The sequence below is a fragment of the Cellulomonas sp. NS3 genome (genome assembly GCF_024757985.1).
Lineage (GTDB): Bacteria > Actinomycetota > Actinomycetes > Actinomycetales > Cellulomonadaceae > Cellulomonas_A.
The window spans coordinates 2,056,186-2,078,820 of record NZ_CP103289.1 but is presented as its reverse complement, the minus strand read 5'-3'; the positions used below and the strand labels follow the sequence as shown (position 1 = coordinate 2,078,820).

The window sequence follows — 22,635 nt, the reverse complement described above, 5'->3', positions numbered from 1 at the left end:
CGCACCACCTAGACTCCCTGCGTGCCCGAGACCCCCGCCGTCGAGATCCGCGGCCTCGTGAAGCGGTACGGCTCGCGGGCGGTCGTCGACGGGCTCGACCTCGTCGCGGACGCCGGACGCGTGACTGCGGTCCTGGGGCCGAACGGCGCGGGCAAGACGACCACCGTCGAGTGCTGCGAGGGCCTGCGCTCCCCCGACGCCGGCTCCGTGCGCGTGCTCGGGCTCGACCCGCTGGCCGACGCCCGCGCCCTGCGCCCGCGCGTCGGCGTCATGCTCCAGGACGGCGGGCTGCCGACCGGCGTGCGTGCGCTCGAGATGCTCGAGCACGTCGCACGCCTGCACGCCCGCCCGCGCGACGTCGGCGAGCTCAGCGAGCGCCTCGGGCTGGGCGGGTTCGCGCGCACGACCGTCCGGCGGCTCTCGGGCGGTCAGCGCCAGCGGCTCGCGCTCGCGACCGCGCTCGTGGGGCGCCCCGAGCTCGTGTTCCTCGACGAGCCCAGCGCCGGGATGGACCCCCAGTCGCGGCGCGCGGTCTGGGAGCTCGTGCGGGAGCTGCGCGACGAGGGCACGTCCGTCGTGCTGACCACGCACCTCATGGACGAGGCCGAGGACCTCGCCGACCGCGTCGTGGTCGTCGACCACGGTGCGGTGATCGCGCAGGGCTCCGTCGCGGACCTCGTCGCGGCCGGCAGCGACCGGACGCTGCGGTTCACGGCGCCGGTGCCGCTCGACGAGGCCGCGCTGGGCTCGCTGACCGAGGCGCTCGCCGCGCGACCCGCGGGTGCCGGACGCGTCGTCCGCCCCGCCCCCGACGGCGGCGAGCTCGACTACGTCGTCACCGGGGACGTCGACGCCCGCGCCCTCGCCGACATCACCGCGTGGTGCGCGGCGCGCGACCTGCTCGTGAGCCGCGTGACCGTCGGGCGGCGCACCCTGGAGGACGTCTTCCTCGACCTCACCGGACGGAGCCTGCGATGAGCCGCGACGCCCGCCCGGCACCCACGGGCACCGACCGGCAGCGCTCCGCCCCCACCGCGCCCGGCGCAGCGCCCACCCTGCGGCGCGTGCTCGCGCAGGCCGGCTTCGAGACGCGCATGATCCTGCGCAACGGCGAGCAGCTGCTCGTGACCGTGATCCTGCCGGTCCTCGTCCTCGTCGGGCTCGCCCGCACCGGCTTCGTCGACCTCGCGACCGACGGCGCGTCGCGCATCGACTTCGTCGCCCCGGGCGTGCTCGCCCTCGCCGTGATGAGCACGTCCTTCACGTCGCAGGCCATCGCGACCGCGTTCGACCGGCGCAACGGCGTCCTGCGGCTGCTCGCCACGACCCCGCTCGGGCGCGGCGGGCTGCTCGCGGGCAAGGTCCTCGGCGTGCTCGCGGTCGAGCTCGTGCAGGTCGTGGTGATCGGGGCCGTCGCGGTCGCGCTCGGCTGGCGGCCCGAGCTCGCCGGCGTCCCGGCCGCGCTGCTCGCGCTCCTGCTCGGCACCGCCGCGTTCACCGCGCTCGCGCTCGCGCTCGCCGGCGCGCTGCGGGCCGAGGCCGTCCTCGCGACCGCCAACCTCGTGCTCGTGCTGCTCGCCGTCGCGGGCGGCGTCGTGATCCCGGCGAGCCAGCTCCCGGGCGCGCTGGGTGACGTTGCGCTGCTGCTGCCCTCGGGGGCGCTCGGCGAGGCGCTGCGTGCGGGGCTCGTGCGCGGGGAGCTCGCGGGCACCTCGCTGCTCGTGCTGCTCGCCTGGGCGGTCGCCCTCGCGTGGGGCGCCCGCCGGCTGTTCCGCTGGCACTGACCGCCCGTCGTCCGCTCGGCTGACAGCCGCGCGCCGTGTCGCTGTGCTCCCCGGCCGGCCGGGGGGCACGGGCCGCACGACCTGGCTGCGGGCGTCGCCCATCTCACGTCCGCGCGGGGCCGGAGCCGGGGTGGGCGACGGCCGCGCCGCCGTACCCTGGAGGACGTGAGCACCGCGCCCGTGACCGCCCCGCCCGCCCGTCGTGACCCGCTGGCGCGCTGGCGGTCGTGGACCCGGCCGGCGCTGGTCGCGAACCTCGTCGCGCAGATGGTCATCATCGTCACCGGTGGTGCGGTCCGGCTCACCGGCTCGGGCCTCGGGTGCTCGACGTGGCCGCAGTGCGAGCCGGGCGAGTTCACCCCGGCGCTGCACTCCGCGAGCTCGATCCACCCGTTCATCGAGTTCGGCAACCGCACCCTGACCGGCGTGCTCGGCGTCATCGCGATCGCCGTCGCCGTGCTGGTGTGGACCGACCTCACGCGCGCACCGGGCTACCGGCGGCTCGGGCTCCTGCCGCTCGTCGGCGTCGCCCTGCAGGCCGTGGTCGGCGGCATCATCGTGCTGCTCGAGCTGCCGCCCGCCCTCGTCGGGCTGCACATGATCATCTCGCTCGGGCTCGTCGCCGCGTCGACCGCGCTCGTGGTGCGGCACCGGCAGGGCGACGGTCCGCCGCGCGCCGTCGTCGGGCCCCGCGTGATCACCCTCAGCCGGGTCCTCGTCGGCGTCGCCGTCGTGATGCTCGCGCTCGGCATCCTCGTGACGGGCTCGGGTCCGCACGGCGGCGACGAGGAGGTCGCGTACCGGTTCGAGTTCGACCCGGTGCTCGCCGCGAAGCTGCACGCCGCGTCGGTGTGGGCGTTCCTCGCGCTGCTCGCCGCGCTCGTCGTCGGCCTGCTCCGCGGCGCCGCACCGCACCGGACCCGTCGCGCGGCGGTCGTGCTCGTCGTCGTGACGCTCGCCCAGGGACTCGTCGGCTACGTGCAGTACTTCACGGGCCTGCCCGCGCTGCTCGTCGGCGTGCACATGCTCGGGGCCGCGCTGCTCGCCGCCGCGCTGACCGCGTTCGTCAGGGAGCTGCGTCCGCGGGCGTGAGCTCGTCCCACCCGCGTGCCCTCGCCGCCGCGGCGGCGAGGATGCCGACGACCGCCGACGGGCTGCGCAGCCGGCCCGCGAGCACCGCGGCCACGGCGTCGTCGAGCGGCACCCAGACGGGGACCATGCCGGCCTCCTCGTCGGTCCGCTCGAACCGCTCGTCGTCCGGCACCGGCGAGAGCCCGCGTGCGAGGAAGACGAGGATCTCCTCCGACGAGCCCCCGGGCGTCGTGTAGAAGTCGACGAGCGCGTGCCAGCGCTCGGCGCGCAGGTCCGCCTCCTCCGCGAGCTCGCGCGCCGCGGTCAGGACGGGCGGCTCGTCCGCGACGTCCCGCAGGCCCGCCGGCGGCTCCCACAGCTCGGAGCGGACCGGGTGCCGGTACTGCCGGAGCAGCAGCACCCGGTCCTCGTCGTCGACCGCGATGACCGCGACCGCGCCCGGGTGGTCCACGTACTCCCGCAGCACCTGGGTCTCCCCCAGGTCCACGACGTCACCGACGAGGTCCCACACGCGACCCTCGTGGATCAGCGTGTGCTCCGTGACGGGGCGCGGAGCCGCGCGGTCGGCGACCTCGGTGAGGTCCTGGTCGTCCCCGGCGCGCGGCTCCGTGCTCGTCATGTCAGTCCTCGTCCGTCCCGTGCTCCGCGAGCGCCGCACCGATCAGGCCCGCGAAGAGCGGGTGCGCGCGGTTCGGGCGCGACTTGAACTCGGGGTGCGCCTGCGTCGCCACGAAGTACGGGTGGGTCTCGCGCGGGAGCTCGACGAACTCGACGAGCGACCGGTCGGGCGAGACGCCCGAGATCACGAGCCCGGCCGCCTCGAGACGGTCGCGGTAGCCGTTGTTGACCTCGTAGCGGTGCCGGTGGCGCTCCGAGACCTCGGTCGTGCCGTAGGCCTCCGCGACGACCGACCCGGGGGTCAGCACCGCGTCGTACGCGCCGAGCCGCATCGTGCCGCCGAGGTCGCCCGCGCCGTCGACGATGGCGAGCTGCTCCTCCATCGTCGCGACGACCGGGTCGACCGGGTCGGTGTCGAACTCCGAGGACGACGCGCCGGGCAGGTCGAGCACCGTGCGCGCGAACTCGATGACCATGCACTGCAGGCCGAGGCAGATGCCGAGCGTCGGCACCTTCTGCTCGCGGGCCCAGCGCAGCGCGCCGAGCTTGCCCTCGATGCCGCGCACGCCGAACCCGCCGGGCACGAGGACCGCGTCGACGCCCTCGAGCGCCAGCTTGGCGCCCTCGGGGGTCTGGCAGTCGTCCGAGGTGACCCAGCGGATGACGACCTTGGCGTCGTGGTGGAAGCCGCCGGCACGCAGCGCCTCGGTCACCGAGAGGTACGCGTCGGGCAGGTCGATGTACTTGCCGACGAGCGCGACCTCGACGCGGTGCGCGGGGACGTGCACGCGCTGCAGCAGCTCGTCCCAGCCGCTCCAGTCGACGTCCCGGAACGGCAGGCCGAGGCGCTGCACGACGTACGCGTCGAGGCCCTCGGAGTGCAGCACGCGCGGGATGTCGTAGATGCTCGGCGCGTCCTTGGCGGTCACGACCGCCTCGGCGTCGACGTCGCACATGAGCGCGATCTTGCGCTTCGTGGACTCGGGGATGTCGCGGTCGGCACGGCACACGATCGCGTCGGGCTGGATGCCGATCGAGCGCAGCGCAGCCACCGAGTGCTGCGTCGGCTTCGTCTTGAGCTCACCGCTCGGGCCGATGTACGGCACCAGGGACACGTGCAGGAAGAACACGTTGTCGCGGCCGAGGTCGTGGCGCACCTGGCGCGCCGCCTCGAGGAACGGCAGCGACTCGATGTCGCCGACCGTGCCGCCGATCTCGGTGATGATCACGTCCGGCGCCTGCCCCTCGGCGGGGTCCGCCTGGGCGCGCATGCGCAGCTTGATCTCGTCGGTGATGTGCGGGATGACCTGCACCGTGTCCCCGAGGTACTCGCCGCGACGCTCCTTGGCGATGACCTGCGAGTACACCTGGCCGGTCGTGACGTTCGCCGAGCCCACGAGCTCGACGTCGAGGAAGCGCTCGTAGTGCCCGACGTCGAGGTCGGTCTCCGCGCCGTCCTCCGTCACGAAGACCTCGCCGTGCTGGAACGGGTTCATCGTCCCGGGGTCGACGTTGAGGTACGGGTCGAGCTTCTGCATGGTGACCTTGAGGCCACGGGAGCGCAGGAGCCGACCGAGGGAGCTGGCCGTGAGGCCCTTGCCCAGAGAGGAGGCGACGCCTCCGGTGACGAAGATGTGCCGGGTCGTGTTGTCCGACCGCCCGGAGAGTCGATTTGCGCGCTCTGCCACGGGCTTCCACTCTACCCGACGCGGGCGCCGGACCCGGACCGCGCGGTCGGCGCGTCCCCGACGGGCGGTGGCGGGGTCGGCTCGGCGGACGTCAGCCGGGACGGCCCGGCAGGCGTCAACGGCCGCGCGTGCCGCCGCCGGAGCCACCGGCGTCGAACCCGTAGACGCGCAGGAGCTGGGCGACGACCTGCGCGACGTCGGGCAGCTCGGCCGACCGCGCGGCTGCCGCCGCTCGCAGCGCCTCGCGACTGTCGTCGTCCGCCAGCACCCTCCGGACCGCCTCCGCGAGCCGCGCCGCGGACCCCACGGGCACCAGCAGCGCGGCGTCGCCGGTCACCTCGCGCGTCCCTCCGGCGTCGGTCGCGACGACGGCCGCCCCGACGCGCAGCGCCTCCTGGACGGCGATTGGCTGGCCCTCCCAGACGGCCGTCGAGACGACGACGTCGGCGGCGGCGAGCAGGTCCGGCACGTCCCCGCGCCGGCCCAGGAGCCGGACGGGCAGGTCCTCGTCCCGCACGCGCGCCGCGAGCACGCCCTCGAGCGGCCCGTCCCCCGCGACGACCCACACGAGCGCCGGCGCGGACCCGAGGAGCGCCGCGGCGTCGAGCAGCGTGTCGAGGCCCTTCTGCGGTGCGAGGCGCGCCACCGTGACCGCGAGCGAGGCACCGTCCGGCACCCCGAGCGCGGCCCGGACGTCCGAGCGCGACCGGGTCGGCGGCGCGGTCGTGGGTGCGGGTACGAGGGCGCGCTCGGCCTCGCGGGCTCCCCGTGCCGAGGCCCGCACGACGAGGTCGCCCGACACCCCGAGCACGACGTCGGCACCACGGGCCACGACGAGCTCGAGCACGGTCGAGACCGTGCGTACCGCACGCCCGCCGACGGGCAGGTTGTGCAGCGTCACGACCGACCGGGGACGGGCCCGGCGCGGCAGCGTCCGCGCGGCGATCACCGCGAGCGCCCCGGCGCGCAGCCCGTGCGCGTGCAGCACGTCGGCGCCGCGCACGAGCCGGCGCAGCTGCCGGACGGCGCGCGCGTCGGCGGCGGGGCGGGGCCGGTCCGCGATCTCGACGGCCCGGAACGCGGCCCGCATCGTCCCTCCCACGACGGTGCGCTCGACCGCCGCCGGGCCGACCACCTGCACCTGCAGCGCGCCGGCGCCACCCTCGGCCTCGGCCAGGGCGGAGGCGATCTGCGCGACGTGGCGAGCGACGCCGCCGGCGCTGGATCCGAGCACCTGCACCAGTCGGCGGCTCATGCGTCTGTTCTCCGGTTGGGTGTCCTCGAGGAGCGCCGCACCGAGCCGTCGGCTCCGGCGACCGCGCGCACGATTCCGCGGTCCAGCGCGAGCACGACGCCGGCGCCCAGCACGAGGGCCACGAGCCCGCCCCCCGCCCCGGCGCTGACGGCTGCGAGCCGGCCTGCGCCCACGAGCTCGAGAACGGCGTCCGTCACCAGGCGGCCGGCGAGGGCACCGAGCACGCCACCGGTGACGAGCACGACGAGGGACCGTCCGATCCCCTGGAGCGCCGCCCGCCCTGCAGCACGACGCAGCTCGATCAAGAGCGCGCCCCCCGCGACGAGCATCCCCACGGCGTTCCCCGCGCCGAGAGCGACGAGCGTTGCCGGCGTTCGCGGGTCGGGGACGACCACGAGGCACAGGAGGCATGACGCGCCGACGACGCCGAGCCAGCCGATCGCGGCCGCGCGCACCGCCGCCCTGCCTCGATCCAGTGCGTACAGCGCCCGGGCGACGTGGAACAGCAACGCGTACCCGAGCAGCCCTGGCGCCATCCAGCTCAGCGCCGGGCCCATCGCCTGGATAACGTTCGGATCACCCTCGCTCGCGATCTCGAGGAACAGGCTCGCGACCGCCGGAGCGCCCGCGACGAGCGCAGCCGCGCCGAGGCCGGATGCCACCAGCACGGCGCGCGTCGTGAGCGCCGCCAGGCGGGCGAACCCGCCGTGGTCGGCCGCGGCAGCACGCTCGGCGAGACGGGGAAAGGTCGCTGTCGCGAGCGGGACGGCGAGGACCGCATACGGCAGCACGTAGACCGCCTGCACGTAGAGGAAGACAGCATTCGTGCCCTTCGGACCGCCGAGCGCCAGGCCGAGGACGACGAGGACGGCCGCCTGCTGCGCGAGCAGCGCACCCACGCCCGCGAACGCCAGTCGGCGCAGGTGCGCCGCCACCCCCGCGGGCAGGCGCAACGTCAGCCGCAGCCGGACACCGGACCGCCAGACCGGCACGAACAAGGGCAGGCTCATCGCCGCGACTCCGGCCGTGGTTCCCCACGCCAGCCACCGGAGGGCCGCGTCGGGGACGGCGGACGGATCGCTTCCCTCGCCCCCGGCGATCGCGCCGTACACGAAGTAGGCCACCAGCACCACGACGCTCGACATGACCGGCGCGAACGCCGGCCAGAAGAACCGGCGCTGCGCCTGGAGCACTCCCGCGAGCGTGACCGCGACACCGTAGAGGGGCACCTGCACGGCGAACACGACGACGAAGAACCGGACGAGGTCGTGCTGCTCGGGGTCGCCCGAGAGGGACGTCACCAGGCGGGCCACGGGGTCGGCGAGCAGCCCGAGCAGCAGGCCGAGCGGAATCAGGGCGACGAGCACCCAACCCAGCACGGCGGAGGCGATCTGATCGACGTCCCCGCGTGCACCACGTGCCACCGGCCCGGCGAGGACGGGGATCAGCGCTCCCGCGAGCGCCCCGCCGGCGGCGACCTCGAAGATGACGTTCGGCAGCGCGTTGGCGGCCGCGTAGGCGTCCACCACCGAGTCCGCGCCGACGTTCGACGCGAGCGCGAACGTGCGCGCGAAGCCGAGCAGCCGGCTGACCACCGTGACCACGGCGATCATCGCCGCCGCGCCGGCGAGCCCGCCGACGAGCGCCCGGAGCCGCGGGCTCACGCGCCGGTGCCCTCGACCCGGACGGGAGCCGCCGGGCGCCGTCCCCACGCGTCGACCTCCCGCAGCACGGGCGTGCGCGCGATGACCTCGGTGAAGCTGATCCGCTCGCTCGCGAGCGTGAGGGCCACCAGCCCGGCGAGCACCCCGTACCGCACCGGACGGCTCGCCTCGACGACCACCGCCGTGCCGAGCAAGGCCCCGAGCGCGTTGGCCCCGCCGTCGCCGAGCATGTCGCGCTCCGCGAGGTCGGCCTCGAGCCCGGCCCCCGCCGTGCCCAGGACCGCTGCGGCGAGACCTGCGCCGGGACCGCCCGCGAGCGCGATCGGCGCCGCCGTGAGCCCCACGGCCTTGAGCGCGCGCCCGGGGCGCAGGTCGAGCAGGTTGACGAGGTTGGCCGACGCGGCGACCAGCGCGCCCGAGACGAGGACGTCGAGGCCCCAGCCGGCGGCCGAGCGCCGGGAGCCGTCCGCCGCGCGCACCGGTGTCGCGATCGCCGCCGCGAGCACGGCGCCGGCGCCGATGCCGAGCACCTTGAGCCCGCCCGTCGTCACGCGTCCGCGGGCGAGCGCACCGAGGTGCCCGCGCAGGCCCTTCGTCCGCTCGGTGGTGTCCTCCGTCAGGTCGTCGACGACACCGAAGGACGCCGCCGTCCCGGTGGCGACCGTCGCCGCGAGCGCGCCGCGCACGCTCCCCGCCCCGAGGAGGCCACCGACGAGCGCACCCGCCGCGGCCGCGGGACCGGCGAGCATGCTCACCGGCTCACCGCGGTGGTTCGTGCGCGTCCAGCGCGCCGTCCCGCCCGGGACCTCGTCGAGCAGCTCGCGGGCCACGAGCGTCACGGTCGCCGCGCCGGCGGCCCCCAGCACGCGGCGCAGCGGCCGGACCGTCATCCGCCGTTCCCGGCGGCGTTCGGGTCGGCCGGCACCGCCGAGGTCGGCGTGCGGTCGACGGGTGCGAGGACGACCGGCTGCGGCAGCACCGTCTGCTCCTCGCCGAAGCCGTAGTGGTCGTTCGTGCCGCCGATGCGCGCGTTGAGCGCGAGCGCGACGGAGATCTGGCCCGGTGCCTGGTCGGTTCCCGTCACGGTCGTGAGACGGTCCGCCAGCTCGGGGTCGGCGAGCACCGCGCTCGTCAGCGTCGCGGCGTCCCGCGGGGCGTCCGCCAGCACGGCGCCCTCGGAGCGCTCGTGGGCCGCCACGAGGATCGCGAGCTGCGCGCTCGTCACGCTCTCCTGATCCTCGCCGGCGGGCGTCTCCGCCGCTGCGGCAGCCTCGTCGTACGGGCTCACCACGACGACGGCGTCGGCCGCCGTGACGACCGGCTCCGTGACGGCGATGAGGGCCTGGTCCCCCTCGTCGAGCAGGTCGAGCAGCGTCGACGCGGACTCCGACAGCGTGTCCGGGGACGTCGGCGAGGCATCCGTGAGCCCCTGCGCGAGCGCCTGGGCCAGGATCGTCTCGTCCTGAGCGTCGTCCGCGGGCGCCGGGTCGAGGTACTGCACGAACGTCCCGGCCAGGGCGCGGCGCATGCTGCGCAGCTCCTCGTCGGTCCACACGTCGGTCACGGTCACGTGCGCCGTCAGCGTGGCGCCGGCGTCGGTGAGTGCGGAGTCGATCGCCGTGGCGCGCTCCGCGTCGATCTCGCCGAGCGCGACGACGGCGACCCGGCGGCCCTCGAGCGTGCCGTCGACGAGCTGCGGTCCGGCGGCGCCGATCCACGACGTCGAGTTCGCGAGCCGCGCCTGCGACGTCTCGAGCTCGGTGCGCAGCCCGTCCTTCTCGGCGCGCAGCAGCTCGACCTGGCCGGTGAGCGTGTCGCCGATCGTCTCCTTGAGCGGTCCGGCGCCCAGCGCGATGCCGACCGCGAGGGCCAGGAACACCGAGATGAGCGAGACGATGTGGTAGCGGAAGTCGATCACGTGAGGATCTCTCGGTTGCAGGCGGGCGGCGTCAGGCTCATTCCTGGGGTTCCCCCACGAGCGAGCCGAGCCACGAGAACAGGTCGTCGAAGCGCGCGCCGGCGAGGCCCGCGAGCGTCTGGCCCGCGGCGGTCGACGCGAGCGCGACGGTGAGGGCCAGGAGCCCGGCGAGCACGAGCAGCACGAGCTGGACGTTCGAGATGCGGTGGCGGTAGAGGCGCGAGACGCCCTTGGCGTCGACCAGCTTGCCACCGACGCGCAGCCGCGTGAGGAACGTGCTGGCCATGCCCGAGCGGCCCTTGTCGAGGAACTCCACGAGCGTCGCGTGGGTCCCGACGGCGACGATGAGCTCGGCGCCCTTGTCGTCCGCGAGCAGCATCGCGACGTCCTCGCTCGTCCCCGTCGCCGGGAACACGACGTGGCCGACGCCGAGCTGCTCGACGCGGGCGAGCCCCGGTGCGCGCCCGTCGCGGTACGCGTGCACCACGACCTCGGCGCCGCACCGCAGCGCCCGGTCCGAGACCGAGTCCATGTCGCCCACGATGAGGTCGGGCGTCCACCCCGCGTCGAGGATCGCGTCCGCACCGCCGTCCACCCCGATGAGCACCGGCCGGTACTCGCGGATGTACGGCCGGAGGGTGACCAGGTCCTCCTTGTAGTGGTAGCCGCGCACCACGATGAGGACCTGGCGGCCGTCGATGTCGGTGTCGATGTCGGGCACACCGACGCCGTCGAGCAGCAGGTCACGCTCGCGGCGCAGGTAGTCCATCGTGTTCGCGGCGAACGACTCGAGCTGCACGGACAGCCCGGCGCGCGCCTCCTCCATCGCCGCGGCGACGGTCTCCGCGGTCTGCAGCACACCCTCGGCGACGAGCGTCTCGCCGTCGTAGACCGCGCCGTCGACCACCCGCACGGCGTGGCCCTCGGTGATCGCCATGACGTCGGGCCCGAGGTCGTCGACGAGCGGGATGCCCGCCGCGAGCAGGATCTCGGGTCCCAGGTTCGGGTAGCGGCCCGACGTCGAGCGCGCGGCGTTGAGCACCGCGGCGGGACCGCACGCGACGAGCGCCTCGGCCGAGACGCGGTCGATGTCCAGGTGGTCGATGACCGCGACGTCGCCGGGGCGCAGGCGCTTCGTCAGCGCCTTCGTCCGGGGGTCGACTCGGGCCGGACCGGCGAGGCCGGGCTCGTCAGGCAGGGAGGCGCGCTTGCGCAGGGGAACTCTCATCGCCCGTCATCGTCCCACGCCGGAGAGCTCCAGGAGCTCAGCCGCGTGCGAGCGCGCCACCTCGGAGTCCTCCTGGCCGGAGAGCATGCGGGCGAGCTCGCGGACACGGTCCGCGCCCGCGACGGAGCGCACGTCCGACTCGGTGACGACGTCGACCCCGTCGGCGTGCGACTTCGTCACCACGAGGTGCTGGTCCGCGAACGCGGCGACCTGCGCGAGGTGCGTCACGACGAGCACCTGCGAGTCGCGCGCGAGCGCCGCGAGCCGGCGGCCGACCTCGACGGCGGCCTTGCCCCCGACGCCGGCGTCGACCTCGTCGAACACGAAGGTCCCGGGCCGGTGGGCCCCGGAGCCCGGCGACGTCGCCAGCGCGACCTCGATCGCGAGCATCACGCGGGAGAGCTCACCGCCCGACGCGCCCTTGCCGAGCGGCCGCGCGGGGGCGCCGGCGTGCGGCACGAGGAGCATCTCGATCGCGTCGAGCCCGTGCGGCCCCGGCTCGGCGGCGGGGGCGACGTCGACGACGAGCCGGGCGCCGGCCATCGCGAGGCCCGCGAGCTCGGTCGACACCGCCTCCGCGAGCACCCCCGCCGCGTCCTGGCGGGCCCGGGTGACCTGCTCGCCGAGCTCGGCCAGCCGCGCGCCCAGGGCGTCCCGCTCCCCCTCGAGCTCCGCGACGCGGTCGTCCCCGCCCTCGAGCTCGAGCAGCCGCCGACCGGAGACGTCCGCCCACGCGAGCACCTCGGCGACGTCCGCGCCGTAGCTGCGCGTCAGCGTCCCGAGCTCGGCGCGCCGGCGCTGCGCCGTCTCGAGCCGGCCGGGGTCGGCCTGGAGGTCCTGGACGTACGACGAGAGGTCCGCCGCCGCGTCCGCGACCAGGTAGCCCGCCTCGGCGACGCGGGTCGCGAGGGCGGCGAGCGTCGCGTCGTGCTCACCGACGTTCTCGAGCAGGCGGCGCGCGTGGTCGATCACCGCGCTCGCCGAGCCGTCCGCGGTCGCGTCGTCCTCGCCGACGAGCGCGGTGTGCGCGCCGGACGCGGCCGCACGCAGGTCCTCGGCGTGCGAGAGCCGTTCCACCTCGGCAGCGAGCTCGACGTCCTCGCCGGGCTGCGGGTCGATCCGCTCGACCTCGCTCAGCCCGAGCCGCAGCAGCTCCGCCTCACGTGCCCGGTCCTGGCTGCGCTCGACGAGCTCCGCGAGCTCGGCGACGACCGCCTGGCGGGCGTTCCAGGCCTCGCGGTACCGCTCGAGCGTCGCCGCGTGCTCGGGGCCGGCGAAGGCGTCGAGCGCGGCACGCTGGCGCGACGGGGACCGCAGCCGCGCCTGGTCGGCCTGGCCGTGCACGGTCACGAGGGCGTCCGCGAGGTCTGCGAGCACGCCCTGCGGCACCGAGCGGCCACCGAGGAACGCACGCGAGCGGCCGGAGGTCTCGGCGGTCGCCGCGCCGACGGTGCGCAGGACGACGAGCGTCCCGTCGTCGTCGGCCTCCGCACCGGCGTCCTCGGCGCGGCGCAGCACCGCGGAGCCCTCCGGCTCGACGATGCGGCCCTCGACGGACGCGCTGCGCTGCCCGGTGCGGACGACAGCGGGGTCGGCCTTGCCGCCCAGGAGCAGCGACAGCCCCGTGAGCACCATCGTCTTGCCCGCGCCCGTCTCGCCCGTGAGGACGGTCAGGCCCCGCCCGAGCGTCACGTGCGCGCGCCCGATGACGCCCAGGTTCTCGATCCGGATCTCCTCGAGCACAGTCAGTCCTCGTGTCCGTCGGTGGGGAGGGCGCGTCGCCCCCCGTTCGGCTTCTCGCCGCGCCACCCCTCGACGGGCAGCGCGAACTTGTTCACGAGCCGGTCCGTGAACGGGGCGTGGCTGAGCCGTGCGAGGCGCACCGGCACCGGGCTGCGGCGGACCTCGACGCGCGAGCCGACCGGCAGCTCCGTGCTGCGCCGTCCGTCGCACGTGACGACCCCGCTGGCCGGTGAGCGGCCCAGGATCTCGACGGCGAGCACGCTCGACGGCCCGACGACGAGCGGGCGGGCGAACAGCGCGTGCGCCGAGAGCGGCACGAGGATCATGCCGTCGACGTCCGGCCACACGACCGGACCGCCGGCGGAGAACGCGTGCGCGGTGGAGCCCGTGGCCGTCGCGAGGACGACCCCGTCGCACCCGAAGGACGACAGCGGACGGCCGTCGACCTCGATGACGACCTCGAGCATCCGGGCGCGGTCGCTCTTCTCGAGGGCGGCCTCGTTGAGGGCCCAGCCGACGTCGGGCGCACCCCCACCCGGGGTGTGCACGCGCACGTCGAGGGTCCCGCGCTCCTCGACCGTGTAGGCGCCGTCGGCGAGGCGGCGCACGGCCTCGACGATGTCCTCGCGCTCGCTCTCGGCCAGGAAGCCGACGTGCCCGAGGTTGACCCCGAGCAACGGCACGCCGGTGCCGCGGGTCAGCTCGGCGGCCCGCAGGATCGTGCCGTCGCCGCCCAGGACGACCGCGAGGTCGAGGTCGTCGACGCACGGCGGGGTGCCGTCGTCGTCCGCGATGACCGGAACGAACCCGGCCGCCTTGAGCGCGCGCACGGCCTCGTCGGTCGCGGCGACCGCCTCCGCCCGTCCGCCGTGCGTCACGACGAGGACGCGGCGGGTCACGACGCGGTCCCGTCCGCCGCACGCACGACGGCCTTCACTCGACGCACGAGCTCGTCGCCGGTGAGCCCGGTGCGGGCGGTCCCGGGGCCGGGCGGCCCCGCGTCGGTCGGGTGCGCGCTCGTCCGGCCGGGGCCGGTGTCGCGGTGGTCACCGGTCCGCGCCGCGCCCGTGTCGCGGGCGTCCGCCGACGCGGCCTCGGTCGGCGCGGCCTCGGTCGGCGCGGCGTCGGTCGGCGCGGCGGCGGCCCGTCGGTCCGCGCGGCGCAGCCACAGGAAGAACTCCACGTTCCCGCTCGGCCCCGGCAACGGGCTCGCACACACGTCGACGACGACCAGACCGAGAGCGACTGCGGCGCGGGCCACCGAGAGCACGGCGTCGGCGCGCAGCCCGGCATCACGCACGACCCCGCCCGACCCGAGACGCTCCCGGCCGACCTCGAACTGCGGCTTGACCATGACGACGAGGTCGGCGCCGTCCGCGGCCACACTCGCGAGCGCCGGGAGCACGAGCGTGAGCGAGATGAACGAGAGGTCGGCGACCACGAGCTCGGGCGACGGATCCAGGTCCGCGGGCGCGAGGGCGCGGACGTTCACGCCCTCCCGCGAGTCGACGCGCGGGTCGGTGCGCAGCGCGTCGACGAGCTGACCGTGCCCGACGTCGACCGCCACGACCCGGCGGGCGCCGTGCCGCAGCAGCACGTCGGTGAACCCGCCCGTGCTCGCCCCGGCGTCGAGGCACACCCGGTCCGCGACGCGCAGCCCCGCGGGCAGCCACCGGTCGAGGGCACCGGCGAGCTTGTGACCCGCACGCGAGGCGTAGCCGGGGTCGTCGTCCGGGACCACGGTCACCGACTGCTCGGCCCTCAGTGCCGTGGCGCTGCGGGAGGTCGCGACGCCGTCCACGGCGACCCGCCCCGCGGCGATCAGCTCGCCCGCGTGACGGCGCGAGCGAGCCAGCCCGCGACGCACCAGCTCGGTGTCCAGACGTGCGGTCGCCACGCTCATCCCTCGGTGTCCGCGAGGCGGTCCTGCAGCGCGGTGTGCACGCCGTCGAACACGGCGACGTGCTCCCGCAGCGGCAGCGCGTCGAGCGTCGCCAGCAGCGTGAGCGCCTCGTCGACCGCGTGGTCGCCGGTCCCGTCCTCGGACGGCACGTCCTCGACGTCGCGCGAGCCCACGGGCGTTGGCGCGACCCGGACGCTGGCGGGCGTCGGCCGCCAGCGTCCGGGCACGAGCTGCGTCGCAGCCGCGCCGACGGGCGCCACGCCCTGACCGACGGACACGGGAGGGGACGGCAGCGGCACTGCGCGCGTCGTGTCGACGTGCTCGTCCATGTCCGTCCTCCCGTCGTCGTGGGACCGCGTCAGCCGACGCGCCACCCGGACCGGGGACACGCTACCTTCCGGCGCTGACCTCGCCCGGTTCTCCCACACCGAGCTCGGGGACCGAGCTCGCGTCGAGCGTGAGGCCCGCGTCGACCGCGTCCCATGCGGCCGCGCACGCCGCGCGGACGAGGTCGACCCCATCGTCTCCCGACCCCTCGGCGCGGTGCAGGTCGAGACGCCCGTCGACGACGCGCGCCGCAGCGCCCCTGCAGACCCACCAGCCCTCGGCCGAGAGCTCGGGGAGCGGGTGCGGCTCGAGGAGCGAGAGGAGGTCCGCGCCGATGAAGTGCGGGCGCTCCCCCGGAGCCGCCAGCACGTCGTCACGCGCCGAGCTGACCCCGGTCAGGACGTGGAGCCCCGGGATCTCGCCTGCACGGGCGCCGGCCAGGTCGGTGTCGAGGCGGTCGCCGATGACCAGGGGCGAGGCCGCGCCGGTCCGGCCGATCGCCATGCGGTACATGTCCGGCGACGGCTTGCCCGCGCTGTCGGGCGTGACCCCGGTCGCCGCACGCACCGCCCCCACGAGCGAGCCGTTGCCCGGAGCGAAGCCGCGTGCGGTCGGCAGGCTGAGGTCGAGGTTGCTGGCGACGTGCCACGCGCCCCGCTGCACCGCGTACGCCGCCTCGGCCAGCTGGGCCCACCCGAGCTCGGGCGCGAACCCCTGCGCCACGGCGTCGGGCTCGTCGTCCGCCGACTCCACGACCGTGTAGCCGGCGGCCGTCACGGCGGTGACCAGACCCGCGCCACCGACGACGAGCACCTTCGCGCCCTGCGGCAACCGCGTCCGCAGCAGCTCCGCCGCAGCCTGCGCCGCGGTCATGACCTCGGCGGGGCCGGCGGGGATCCCGAGCCCCGTCAGCTGCTCGGCCACCGACTCCGGCTCGCGCGACGCGTTGTTGGTCACGAAGACGAGCCGCATCCCGCGCGCCCGCGCGCCGGCCAGCCCGTCCGCCGCACCGGCGATCGGCTCGTGCCCGCGGTACGCGACCCCGTCGAGGTCCACGAGCGCCAGGTCGTGCGCCTCCGCGAGGGGGACGTCGCAGCCCAGCAGCCCGCGGCTCACGCGTCGCCCTCGCGCTCGTCCTGGCCCGCGCCCTCGCGCTCGCCCGGGCCCGCGCCGTAGGCCTCGCCCGCCCCGTCGGCCTCGCCCACGCCGCCGGACTCGCCCAGGCCCTGCGGATCGCCGCCGTCGTCGGCCTCGCCCGCGCCCTGCGGGTCGCCACCGTCGTCGGCCTCGCCCGCGCCCTGCGGGTCGCCACCGGCGTCGGCCTCGCCCGCGCCCTGCGGGTCGCCACCGTCGTCGCTCCCCGCCTCAGAGCCCGCGGTTTCCCCGGGTCCCGCACCCGGGCTCGCCGCGCCGGGGTCCGACACGGCATCCGTGGCGGTGTCGTGCTCCTCGCCGTCCGGCACCTGCTCGTCCTCGTCGAGGTCGAAGACGACGACGTCGTCCTCCTCCTCCGCCGTGCCCGACGCCTCGTCGAGCTGGGACTGCGTGTAGCCGGCGAGCGCATCCCGCGCCTCGTCGGCACGCCCTGCGGCCTCGTACGCCGCGGCGAGCGCCTGCGCGACCCGCACCGCCACCACTCCCGCCGCGTGCTGCACCGCCGGGGCGCGCAGCACGGCGATCGCCGCCTCCGGCTCGCCGAGGTCGAGGCGCGCACCGCTCACGACGATCGCGAGCTCGACGGACTCGGCGGGCGCGAGACCTTCGGCCTCGGGGCTCGACGCGAGGGTGAGCGCCCGCTCCGGACGCCCGAGCCCACGCTCGCAGTCGGCCATCACGGCCAGGTGCTCCGACGAGCCGTTGAGCCGGCGCACCGTGCGCAGCTCGCGCAGCGCCTCGGCGAAGCGACCGGTGCGGTACGCCGCCAGGCCGGCCGCCTCGCGCACGACGTCGACGCGACCGGCGCGACGTACGGCAGCCTGGGCGTGCTCGTACGCGAGCTCGGGGTCGGAGTCGAGCAGCCGCCCGGTCATGACCAGGTGCAGCCCGACGTTCTCCGCGTTCTCCTTGCTGAGCGTGCGCAGGCGAGCCCGGACGGCGCGGTCGAGGTCCGAGAAGGCGATGTCCTCGGGAAGCTCGGGCGCGGCGACGCGCTCGGGCTGCGGCGGACGGGTCGGACGACGGTCGTCGTCCCCGAACCGGCTCGACGACTCGTCCCCGCGGCTCCACGGGCGTGCGGCGCCGGGCCGCTCGCCCCGCGGACGCCCTGGCCGGTCGCCACCGACGCGGTCCGACCGCACGCCGGTGGGACGCGACGTCCGGTCCGTCGACGGACGAGCGGGCCGACCGGTGCCCGGGCGGTCGCGATCGCCGCTGCCCGGCCGGTCACCGAACCGCCCACCCCTCTCGGCACCCGTCCCGTACGAGGGGCGGTCGCCGGACGACGGACGGTCCCCGCGTGACGTGTGGGGACGCTCACCCGCGGGCCGGTGCCCACGGTCGCCGCCGCCGGGGCGGTCGCCGAACCGCGGTCGCTCGCCGGACCGGGCGCGGTCGCCGGACGCCGCGCGGTCACCGGTCGGCCGGTCGCCCGCCGCGCGCGCCGCGCGATCGTCGGAGCCGTACCGGGCGTTGCGCGACGGGAAGGCCTCGCGCTCACCTGCGCCTGCCCGCTCGTCACGCGACGGGTAGCCGCCCCGTGCCCCTGCGGCGGGCGGGACGTCGCGCGACGGGTAGCCGCCCCGGTGCTCCTGCGGCCGCCGCGACCCGGACGACGCCGCACCTCCACGCTGCTCCTGCGAGGGGCGCGCTCCCCGCGAGGGGTAGCCCCCGCCGTCGGGTCGGCCCCCACGCTGATGCTCGCTGGAACCTGCGGTCGACGGTCGCGCGCCCCACGCGCCGCCCGATCGACGGTCTCGGTCGCCGCCCCCGCCGAAGCCAGTTCGCGGCGAGGAGGACCGATCCTGCGCGTGGTCGGGGCGCTGACCCGGACCGCCGTACGACGGTCGGTCGCCTGCGAAGCCCTGAGGGCCACCGGCCCGCTCGTCACGCGGTCGCTCCTGCGGTCGGTCACCGCCGCGCGAGTAGCCCGCGCCCGTGCCACCCTGCCCGAAGGGCCGACGGTCCCCCTGCTGCGGGCGGTCAGGACGGCTGCCCGCGACACGCGGACCTGCACCCGAGCTGAACGAGCGCGGCCCGGACCCGGACGCACGAGGCGGCCGGGTTTCGCCGGCGCGGCCCGGTCGAGCGTCACCGCGCGGTGACCACGAGCCCTCGCCCGCCCCGCGGTCCGGTCGGCCGTACCGCTCGCCCGAGCCACCCTGGGCGCCCGGACGACCGGAGGCATCGCGCGCGCTGTCGCCGCCACGGAACGAACGCGGACCGTCGGAACCGCCGGACGCGGGTCGGCGGGCGCGGTCGCCCGCGTCGCGCCCCGAAGCGCCCGTGCGCGACGAGCCGTCCCGCGACGGACGAGCCGGCCGGTCGTCACGCGCCCCGCCGGCGCCGGCGCGGAAGTCCCGCGCGGCTCCGCCAGTCGGCCGACCACCAGCTCGTGCTCCACCGCCGGAGGGGTTGCCGAACGCACGGTCGCCACCGCTTCGGCCGGATCCGGTCCCCTGGGGACGCTGTGCACCGCGCGCGCCGGAGCGGTCGCGGTCCGAGCCTCGGTTGCGATCGTCGCTGTTCATCTATGGACTTCCCCTCATCGGACTGCAGACGCTCATGATCGCACCCGCGGCGCGACCGGGACCACATCGCTCGAACGCCCGGCGTGCCCGGCGCGTTGCCTTCGAGGGGGTGCGGGGTGGTTGGGTGCGCCGGTGCGGACGGGTGGTTGCCGGCGGTGTGCGCGCGGGGGGCGCGCGGGCGTGTTCCGGGCATACAGAAAGAGCCACCCCAGCTGGGGTGGCTCTTTCTGAATGGTGTCCGGCGGCGACCTACTCTCCCACACCCTGGCGAGTGCAGTACCATCGGCGCTGAAGGGCTTAGCTTCCGGGTTCGGAATGGGACCGGGCGTTTCCCCTTCGCTATGACCGCCGTAACTCTGTCGAGTTATGACTTCACGGGAGTTCCCGTTCGTCTCTCGGGAACCGCACAGTGGACGCGTCGCACAAAAGTATTGTGGTGAAGTTGTCGGCTTATTAGTACCGGTCAGCTTCGTGAGTCTTTAGTCCCCACTTCCACATCCGGCCTATCTACCCAGTGGTCTAGCTGGGAGCCTCTCAGGGAACAAGTCCCCGTGGAAACCTCATCTTGAAGCAGGCTTCCCGCTTAGATGCTTTCAGCGGTTATCCCTTCCGAACGTAGCCAACCAGCCGTGCTCCTGGCGGAACAACTGGCACACCAGAGGTTCGTCCGTCCCGGTCCTCTCGTACTAGGGACAGCCCTTCTCAAGTTTCCTGCGCGCGCAGCGGATAGGGACCGAACTGTCTCACGACGTTCTAAACCCAGCTCGCGTACCGCTTTAATGGGCGAACAGCCCAACCCTTGGGACCTACTCCAGCCCCAGGATGCGACGAGCCGACATCGAGGTGCCAAACCATGCCGTCGATATGGACTCTTGGGCAAGATCAGCCTGTTATCCCCGGGGTACCTTTTATCCGTTGAGCGACGGCGCTTCCACAAGCCACCGCCGGATCACTAGTTCCGACTTTCGTCCCTGCTCGACCTGTCAGTCTCACAGTCAAGCTCCCTTGTGCACTTGCACTCGCCACCTGATTGCCAACCAGGCTGAGGGAACCTTTGAGCGCCTCCGTTACATTTTAGGAGGCAACCGCCCCAGTTAAACTACCCACCAGGCACTGTCCCTGATCCGGATTACGGACCGAGGTTAGATATCCAGAGCGACCAGAGTGGTATTTCAACGTTGACTCCACCGACACTGGCGTGCCGGCTTCACAGTCTCCCACCTATCCTACACAAGCCGCACCGAACACCAATACCAAGCTATAGTAAAGGTCCCGGGGTCTTTCCGTCCTGCTGCGCGTAACGAGCATCTTTACTCGTAGTGCAATTTCGCCGAGTTCGCGGTTGAGACAGCGGGGAAGTCGTTACGCCATTCGTGCAGGTCGGAACTTACCCGACAAGGAATTTCGCTACCTTAGGATGGTTATAGTTACCACCGCCGTTTACTGGGGCTTAAATTCTGAGCTTCGCCTTGCGGCTGACCCGTCCTCTTAACCTTCCAGCACCGGGCAGGCGTCAGTCCGTATACATCGTCTTGCGACTTCGCACGGACCTGTGTTTTTAGTAAACAGTCGCTTCCCCCTGGTCTCTGCGGCCGTCAGTGCTTCCCCAGCAAGTGGGTACACACGTCGGGCCCCCCTTCTCCCGAAGTTACGGGGGCATTTTGCCGAGTTCCTTAACCACGATTCTCTCGATCGCCTTGGTATTCTCTACCTGATCACCTGAGTCGGTTTAGGGTACGGGCGGCTAGAACCTCGCGCCGAGGCTTTTCTTGGCAGCATAGGATCACCCAATCATCCCGCATTCGCGGTCACCATCAGCTCTCAGGCTATGTGAGAGGCGGATTTGCCTACCTCTCGCCCTACAACCTTGGACGTGGTCTACCATCGCCACGCTGGGCTACCTTCCTGCGTCACCCCTGTTAATACGCTTACCTACTACCGGTTCGGGTCGCGCGCTCCCCCGTCCGAGTCCCCGAAGGGACGGTGGACGGCTTCGGGCGCTTAGCATCACCGGGCTCGGTATGGGCGGTTCTTCGCCGGTACGGGAATATCAACCCGTTGTCCATCGACTACGCCTGTCGGCCTCGCCTTAGGTCCCGACTTACCCAGGGCGGATTAGCCTGGCCCTGGAACCCTTGATCATTCGGCGGACGGGTTTCTCACCCGTCTTTCGCTACTCATGCCTGCATTCTCACTCGTGTGGCGTCCACCGCTGGGTCACCCCGCGACTTCACTCGCCACACGACGCTCCCCTACCCATCCACACGCCTGAACCCACAAGGGGCTGAGCTATTGTGTGAATGCCACAGCTTCGGCGGTGTGCTTGAGCCCCGCTACATTGTCGGCGCGGAATCACTTGACCAGTGAGCTATTACGCACTCTTTCAAGGGTGGCTGCTTCTAAGCCAACCTCCTGGTTGTCTGTGCAACTCCACATCCTTTCCCACTTAGCACACGCTTAGGGGCCTTAGCTGGTGGTCTGGGCTGTTTCCCTCTCGACTACGGAGCTTATCCCCCGCAGTCTCACTGCCACGCTCTCACTTACCGGCATTCGGAGTTTGGCTAACGTCAGTAACCTGGTGGGGCCCATCGGCTATCCAGTAGCTCTACCTCCGGCAAGAAACACGTGACGCTGCACCTAAATGCATTTCGGGGAGAACCAGCTATCACGGAGTTTGATTGGCCTTTCACCCCTAACCACAGGTCATCCCCTCGGTTTTCAACCCAAGTGGGTTCGGTCCTCCACGCGGTCTTACCCGCGCTTCAACCTGCCCATGGCTAGATCACTCCGCTTCGGGTCTAGAGCACGCGACTGAAACGCCCTATTCGGACTCGCTTTCGCTACGGCTTCCCCACACGGGTTAACCTCGCCACGTACCACTAACTCGCAGGCTCATTCTTCAAAAGGCACGCTGTCACCCCTGCTAGGGAGGCTCCAACGGATTGTAGGCACACGGTTTCAGGTACTATTTCACTCCCCTCCCGGGGTACTTTTCACCTTTCCCTCACGGTACTTGTCCGCTATCGGTCACTAGGTAGTATTTAGGCTTACACAGTGGTCTGTGCAGATTCACTCCGGGTTTCTCGGGCCCGGAGCTACTTGGGATCCCCTTCGGGAGGCCACGCCATTTCGTCTACGGGGGTCACACCCTCTGTGCCGGGCCTTTCAATGCCCTTCGACTATGACGCGACTTTCTGACTCCCTGCTCGGACGGCAGTCCCAGCTGAAAGGTCCCACAACCCCGCACACGCAACGCCTGCCGGCTTTGACACGCATACGGTTTGGCCTGATCCGCTTTCGCTCGCCACTACTCACGGAATATCTCTTCCTGCCGGTACTGAGATGTTTCACTTCCCGGCGTTCCCTCCACACACCCTATATATTCAGGTGCGGGTCACTGGACATGACTCCAGCGGGGTTTCCCCATTCGGACATCCTCGGATCACGGTTCGTTTGCCAACTCCCCGAGGCTTATCGCAGGCTACAACGTCCTTCTTCGGCTCCTAGTGCCAAGGCATCCACCCTGTGCCCTTAAAAACTTGACCACAAAAACATACAAAGATGCTCGCGTCCACTGTGCAGTTCTCAAGCTACGAACGATCCCCGTCATCCCCGGCGCCTACCCCCAGCACCGACCACCGAAGCGATCGACACCAGGAGCGGTTCATCCGGACCCGACAGGCCCGCAGGCAGCCACCCCCACCGGGGGCGACCCCCAAGGACAACAAC

16 protein-coding genes and 2 rRNA genes are annotated in these 22,635 nt (G+C 73.5%); 3 read left to right on the top strand and 15 right to left on the bottom strand.

Translation table 11 applies throughout. The annotated features are described in order from the left end of the window. Positions 1–21: 21 nt before the first annotated feature. The 3 genes from NXY84_RS09510 to NXY84_RS09500 all read left to right on the top strand — a co-directional run bounded on the left by NXY84_RS09510 (position 22) and on the right by NXY84_RS09500 (position 2,876). Positions 22–978: an ABC transporter ATP-binding protein gene (locus NXY84_RS09510; protein WP_258726836.1), complete on the top strand. Its 957-nt coding sequence runs from the start codon at positions 22–24 to the stop codon at positions 976–978. Beyond that, positions 975–1,784: an ABC transporter permease gene (locus tag NXY84_RS09505; protein ID WP_258726835.1), complete on the top strand. Its 810-nt coding sequence runs from the start codon at positions 975–977 to the stop codon at positions 1,782–1,784. Before NXY84_RS09510 ends, NXY84_RS09505 begins: the two co-directional genes overlap by 4 nt. Before the next feature lie 165 nt (positions 1,785–1,949). Next, positions 1,950–2,876: a COX15/CtaA family protein gene (locus NXY84_RS09500; protein WP_258726834.1), complete on the top strand. Its 927-nt coding sequence runs from the start codon at positions 1,950–1,952 to the stop codon at positions 2,874–2,876. Here the strand turns inward: NXY84_RS09500 and NXY84_RS09495 are convergent. The 15 genes from NXY84_RS09495 to NXY84_RS09425 all read right to left on the bottom strand — a co-directional run bounded on the left by NXY84_RS09495 (position 2,851) and on the right by NXY84_RS09425 (position 22,451). After that, positions 2,851–3,495, bottom strand: a complete 645-nt coding sequence (locus NXY84_RS09495; protein ID WP_258726833.1) for an NUDIX domain-containing protein — start codon at positions 3,493–3,495, stop codon at positions 2,851–2,853. The two genes, NXY84_RS09500 and NXY84_RS09495, sit on opposite strands and share 26 nt — an antisense overlap. A 1-nt stretch (position 3,496) precedes the next feature. Then, positions 3,497–5,182 carry a CTP synthase gene (locus NXY84_RS09490; RefSeq protein ID WP_258726832.1) on the bottom strand — a complete coding sequence of 562 codons (1,686 nt, stop codon included), beginning with the start codon at positions 5,180–5,182 and terminating at the stop codon, positions 3,497–3,499. A 115-nt stretch (positions 5,183–5,297) separates the two neighbouring features. After that, entirely contained in the window at positions 5,298–6,437 is a 1,140-nt protein-coding gene (locus tag NXY84_RS09485; protein WP_258726831.1) for a glycosyltransferase family 4 protein, read from the bottom strand. Then, positions 6,434–8,101, bottom strand: coding sequence for a murein biosynthesis integral membrane protein MurJ (gene murJ / locus NXY84_RS09480; RefSeq protein WP_258726830.1), 1,668 nt, complete (start codon positions 8,099–8,101; stop codon positions 6,434–6,436). Before murJ ends, NXY84_RS09485 begins: the two co-directional genes overlap by 4 nt. After that, positions 8,098–8,991: a hypothetical protein gene (locus NXY84_RS09475; RefSeq protein ID WP_258726829.1), complete on the bottom strand. Its 894-nt coding sequence runs from the start codon at positions 8,989–8,991 to the stop codon at positions 8,098–8,100. Before NXY84_RS09475 ends, murJ begins: the two co-directional genes overlap by 4 nt. After that, a complete protein-coding gene (locus tag NXY84_RS09470; protein ID WP_258726828.1) occupies positions 8,988–10,019 on the bottom strand; it encodes a copper transporter in 1,032 nt (343 codons plus the stop codon). Before NXY84_RS09470 ends, NXY84_RS09475 begins: the two co-directional genes overlap by 4 nt. Before the next feature lie 37 nt (positions 10,020–10,056). After that, positions 10,057–11,247: a putative cytokinetic ring protein SteA gene (steA, locus tag NXY84_RS09465; RefSeq protein ID WP_258726827.1), complete on the bottom strand. Its 1,191-nt coding sequence runs from the start codon at positions 11,245–11,247 to the stop codon at positions 10,057–10,059. Between the two features lie 6 nt (positions 11,248–11,253). After that, positions 11,254–12,990: a DNA repair protein RecN gene (recN, locus tag NXY84_RS09460; RefSeq protein WP_258726826.1), complete on the bottom strand. Its 1,737-nt coding sequence runs from the start codon at positions 12,988–12,990 to the stop codon at positions 11,254–11,256. Positions 12,991–12,992: 2 nt separating this feature from the next. Next, positions 12,993–13,889 (bottom strand): NAD kinase, encoded by an 897-nt coding sequence (locus tag NXY84_RS09455; protein WP_258726825.1) that lies wholly within the window; start codon positions 13,887–13,889, stop codon positions 12,993–12,995. After that, complete coding sequence (locus NXY84_RS09450; protein WP_258726824.1) at positions 13,886–14,893, bottom strand: TlyA family RNA methyltransferase; 1,008 nt, start codon at positions 14,891–14,893, stop codon at positions 13,886–13,888. Before NXY84_RS09450 ends, NXY84_RS09455 begins: the two co-directional genes overlap by 4 nt. After that, positions 14,890–15,222: a hypothetical protein gene (locus NXY84_RS09445; RefSeq protein WP_258726823.1), complete on the bottom strand. Its 333-nt coding sequence runs from the start codon at positions 15,220–15,222 to the stop codon at positions 14,890–14,892. Before NXY84_RS09445 ends, NXY84_RS09450 begins: the two co-directional genes overlap by 4 nt. Positions 15,223–15,283: 61 nt before the next feature. After that, a complete protein-coding gene (locus tag NXY84_RS09440) occupies positions 15,284–16,336 on the bottom strand; it encodes an HAD-IIA family hydrolase (protein ID WP_258726822.1) in 1,053 nt (350 codons plus the stop codon). Further along, positions 16,333–17,517 carry a tetratricopeptide repeat protein gene (locus NXY84_RS09435; protein WP_258726821.1) on the bottom strand — a complete coding sequence of 395 codons (1,185 nt, stop codon included), beginning with the start codon at positions 17,515–17,517 and terminating at the stop codon, positions 16,333–16,335. The genes NXY84_RS09440 and NXY84_RS09435 overlap by 4 nt, the downstream gene beginning before the upstream one ends. A 1,625-nt stretch (positions 17,518–19,142) precedes the next feature. Next, a 5S ribosomal RNA gene (gene rrf, locus NXY84_RS09430) occupies positions 19,143–19,259 on the bottom strand. Positions 19,260–19,339: 80 nt separating this feature from the next. Beyond that, positions 19,340–22,451: ribosomal RNA gene (locus NXY84_RS09425) — 23S ribosomal RNA — on the bottom strand. Positions 22,452–22,635 lie beyond the last annotated feature (184 nt).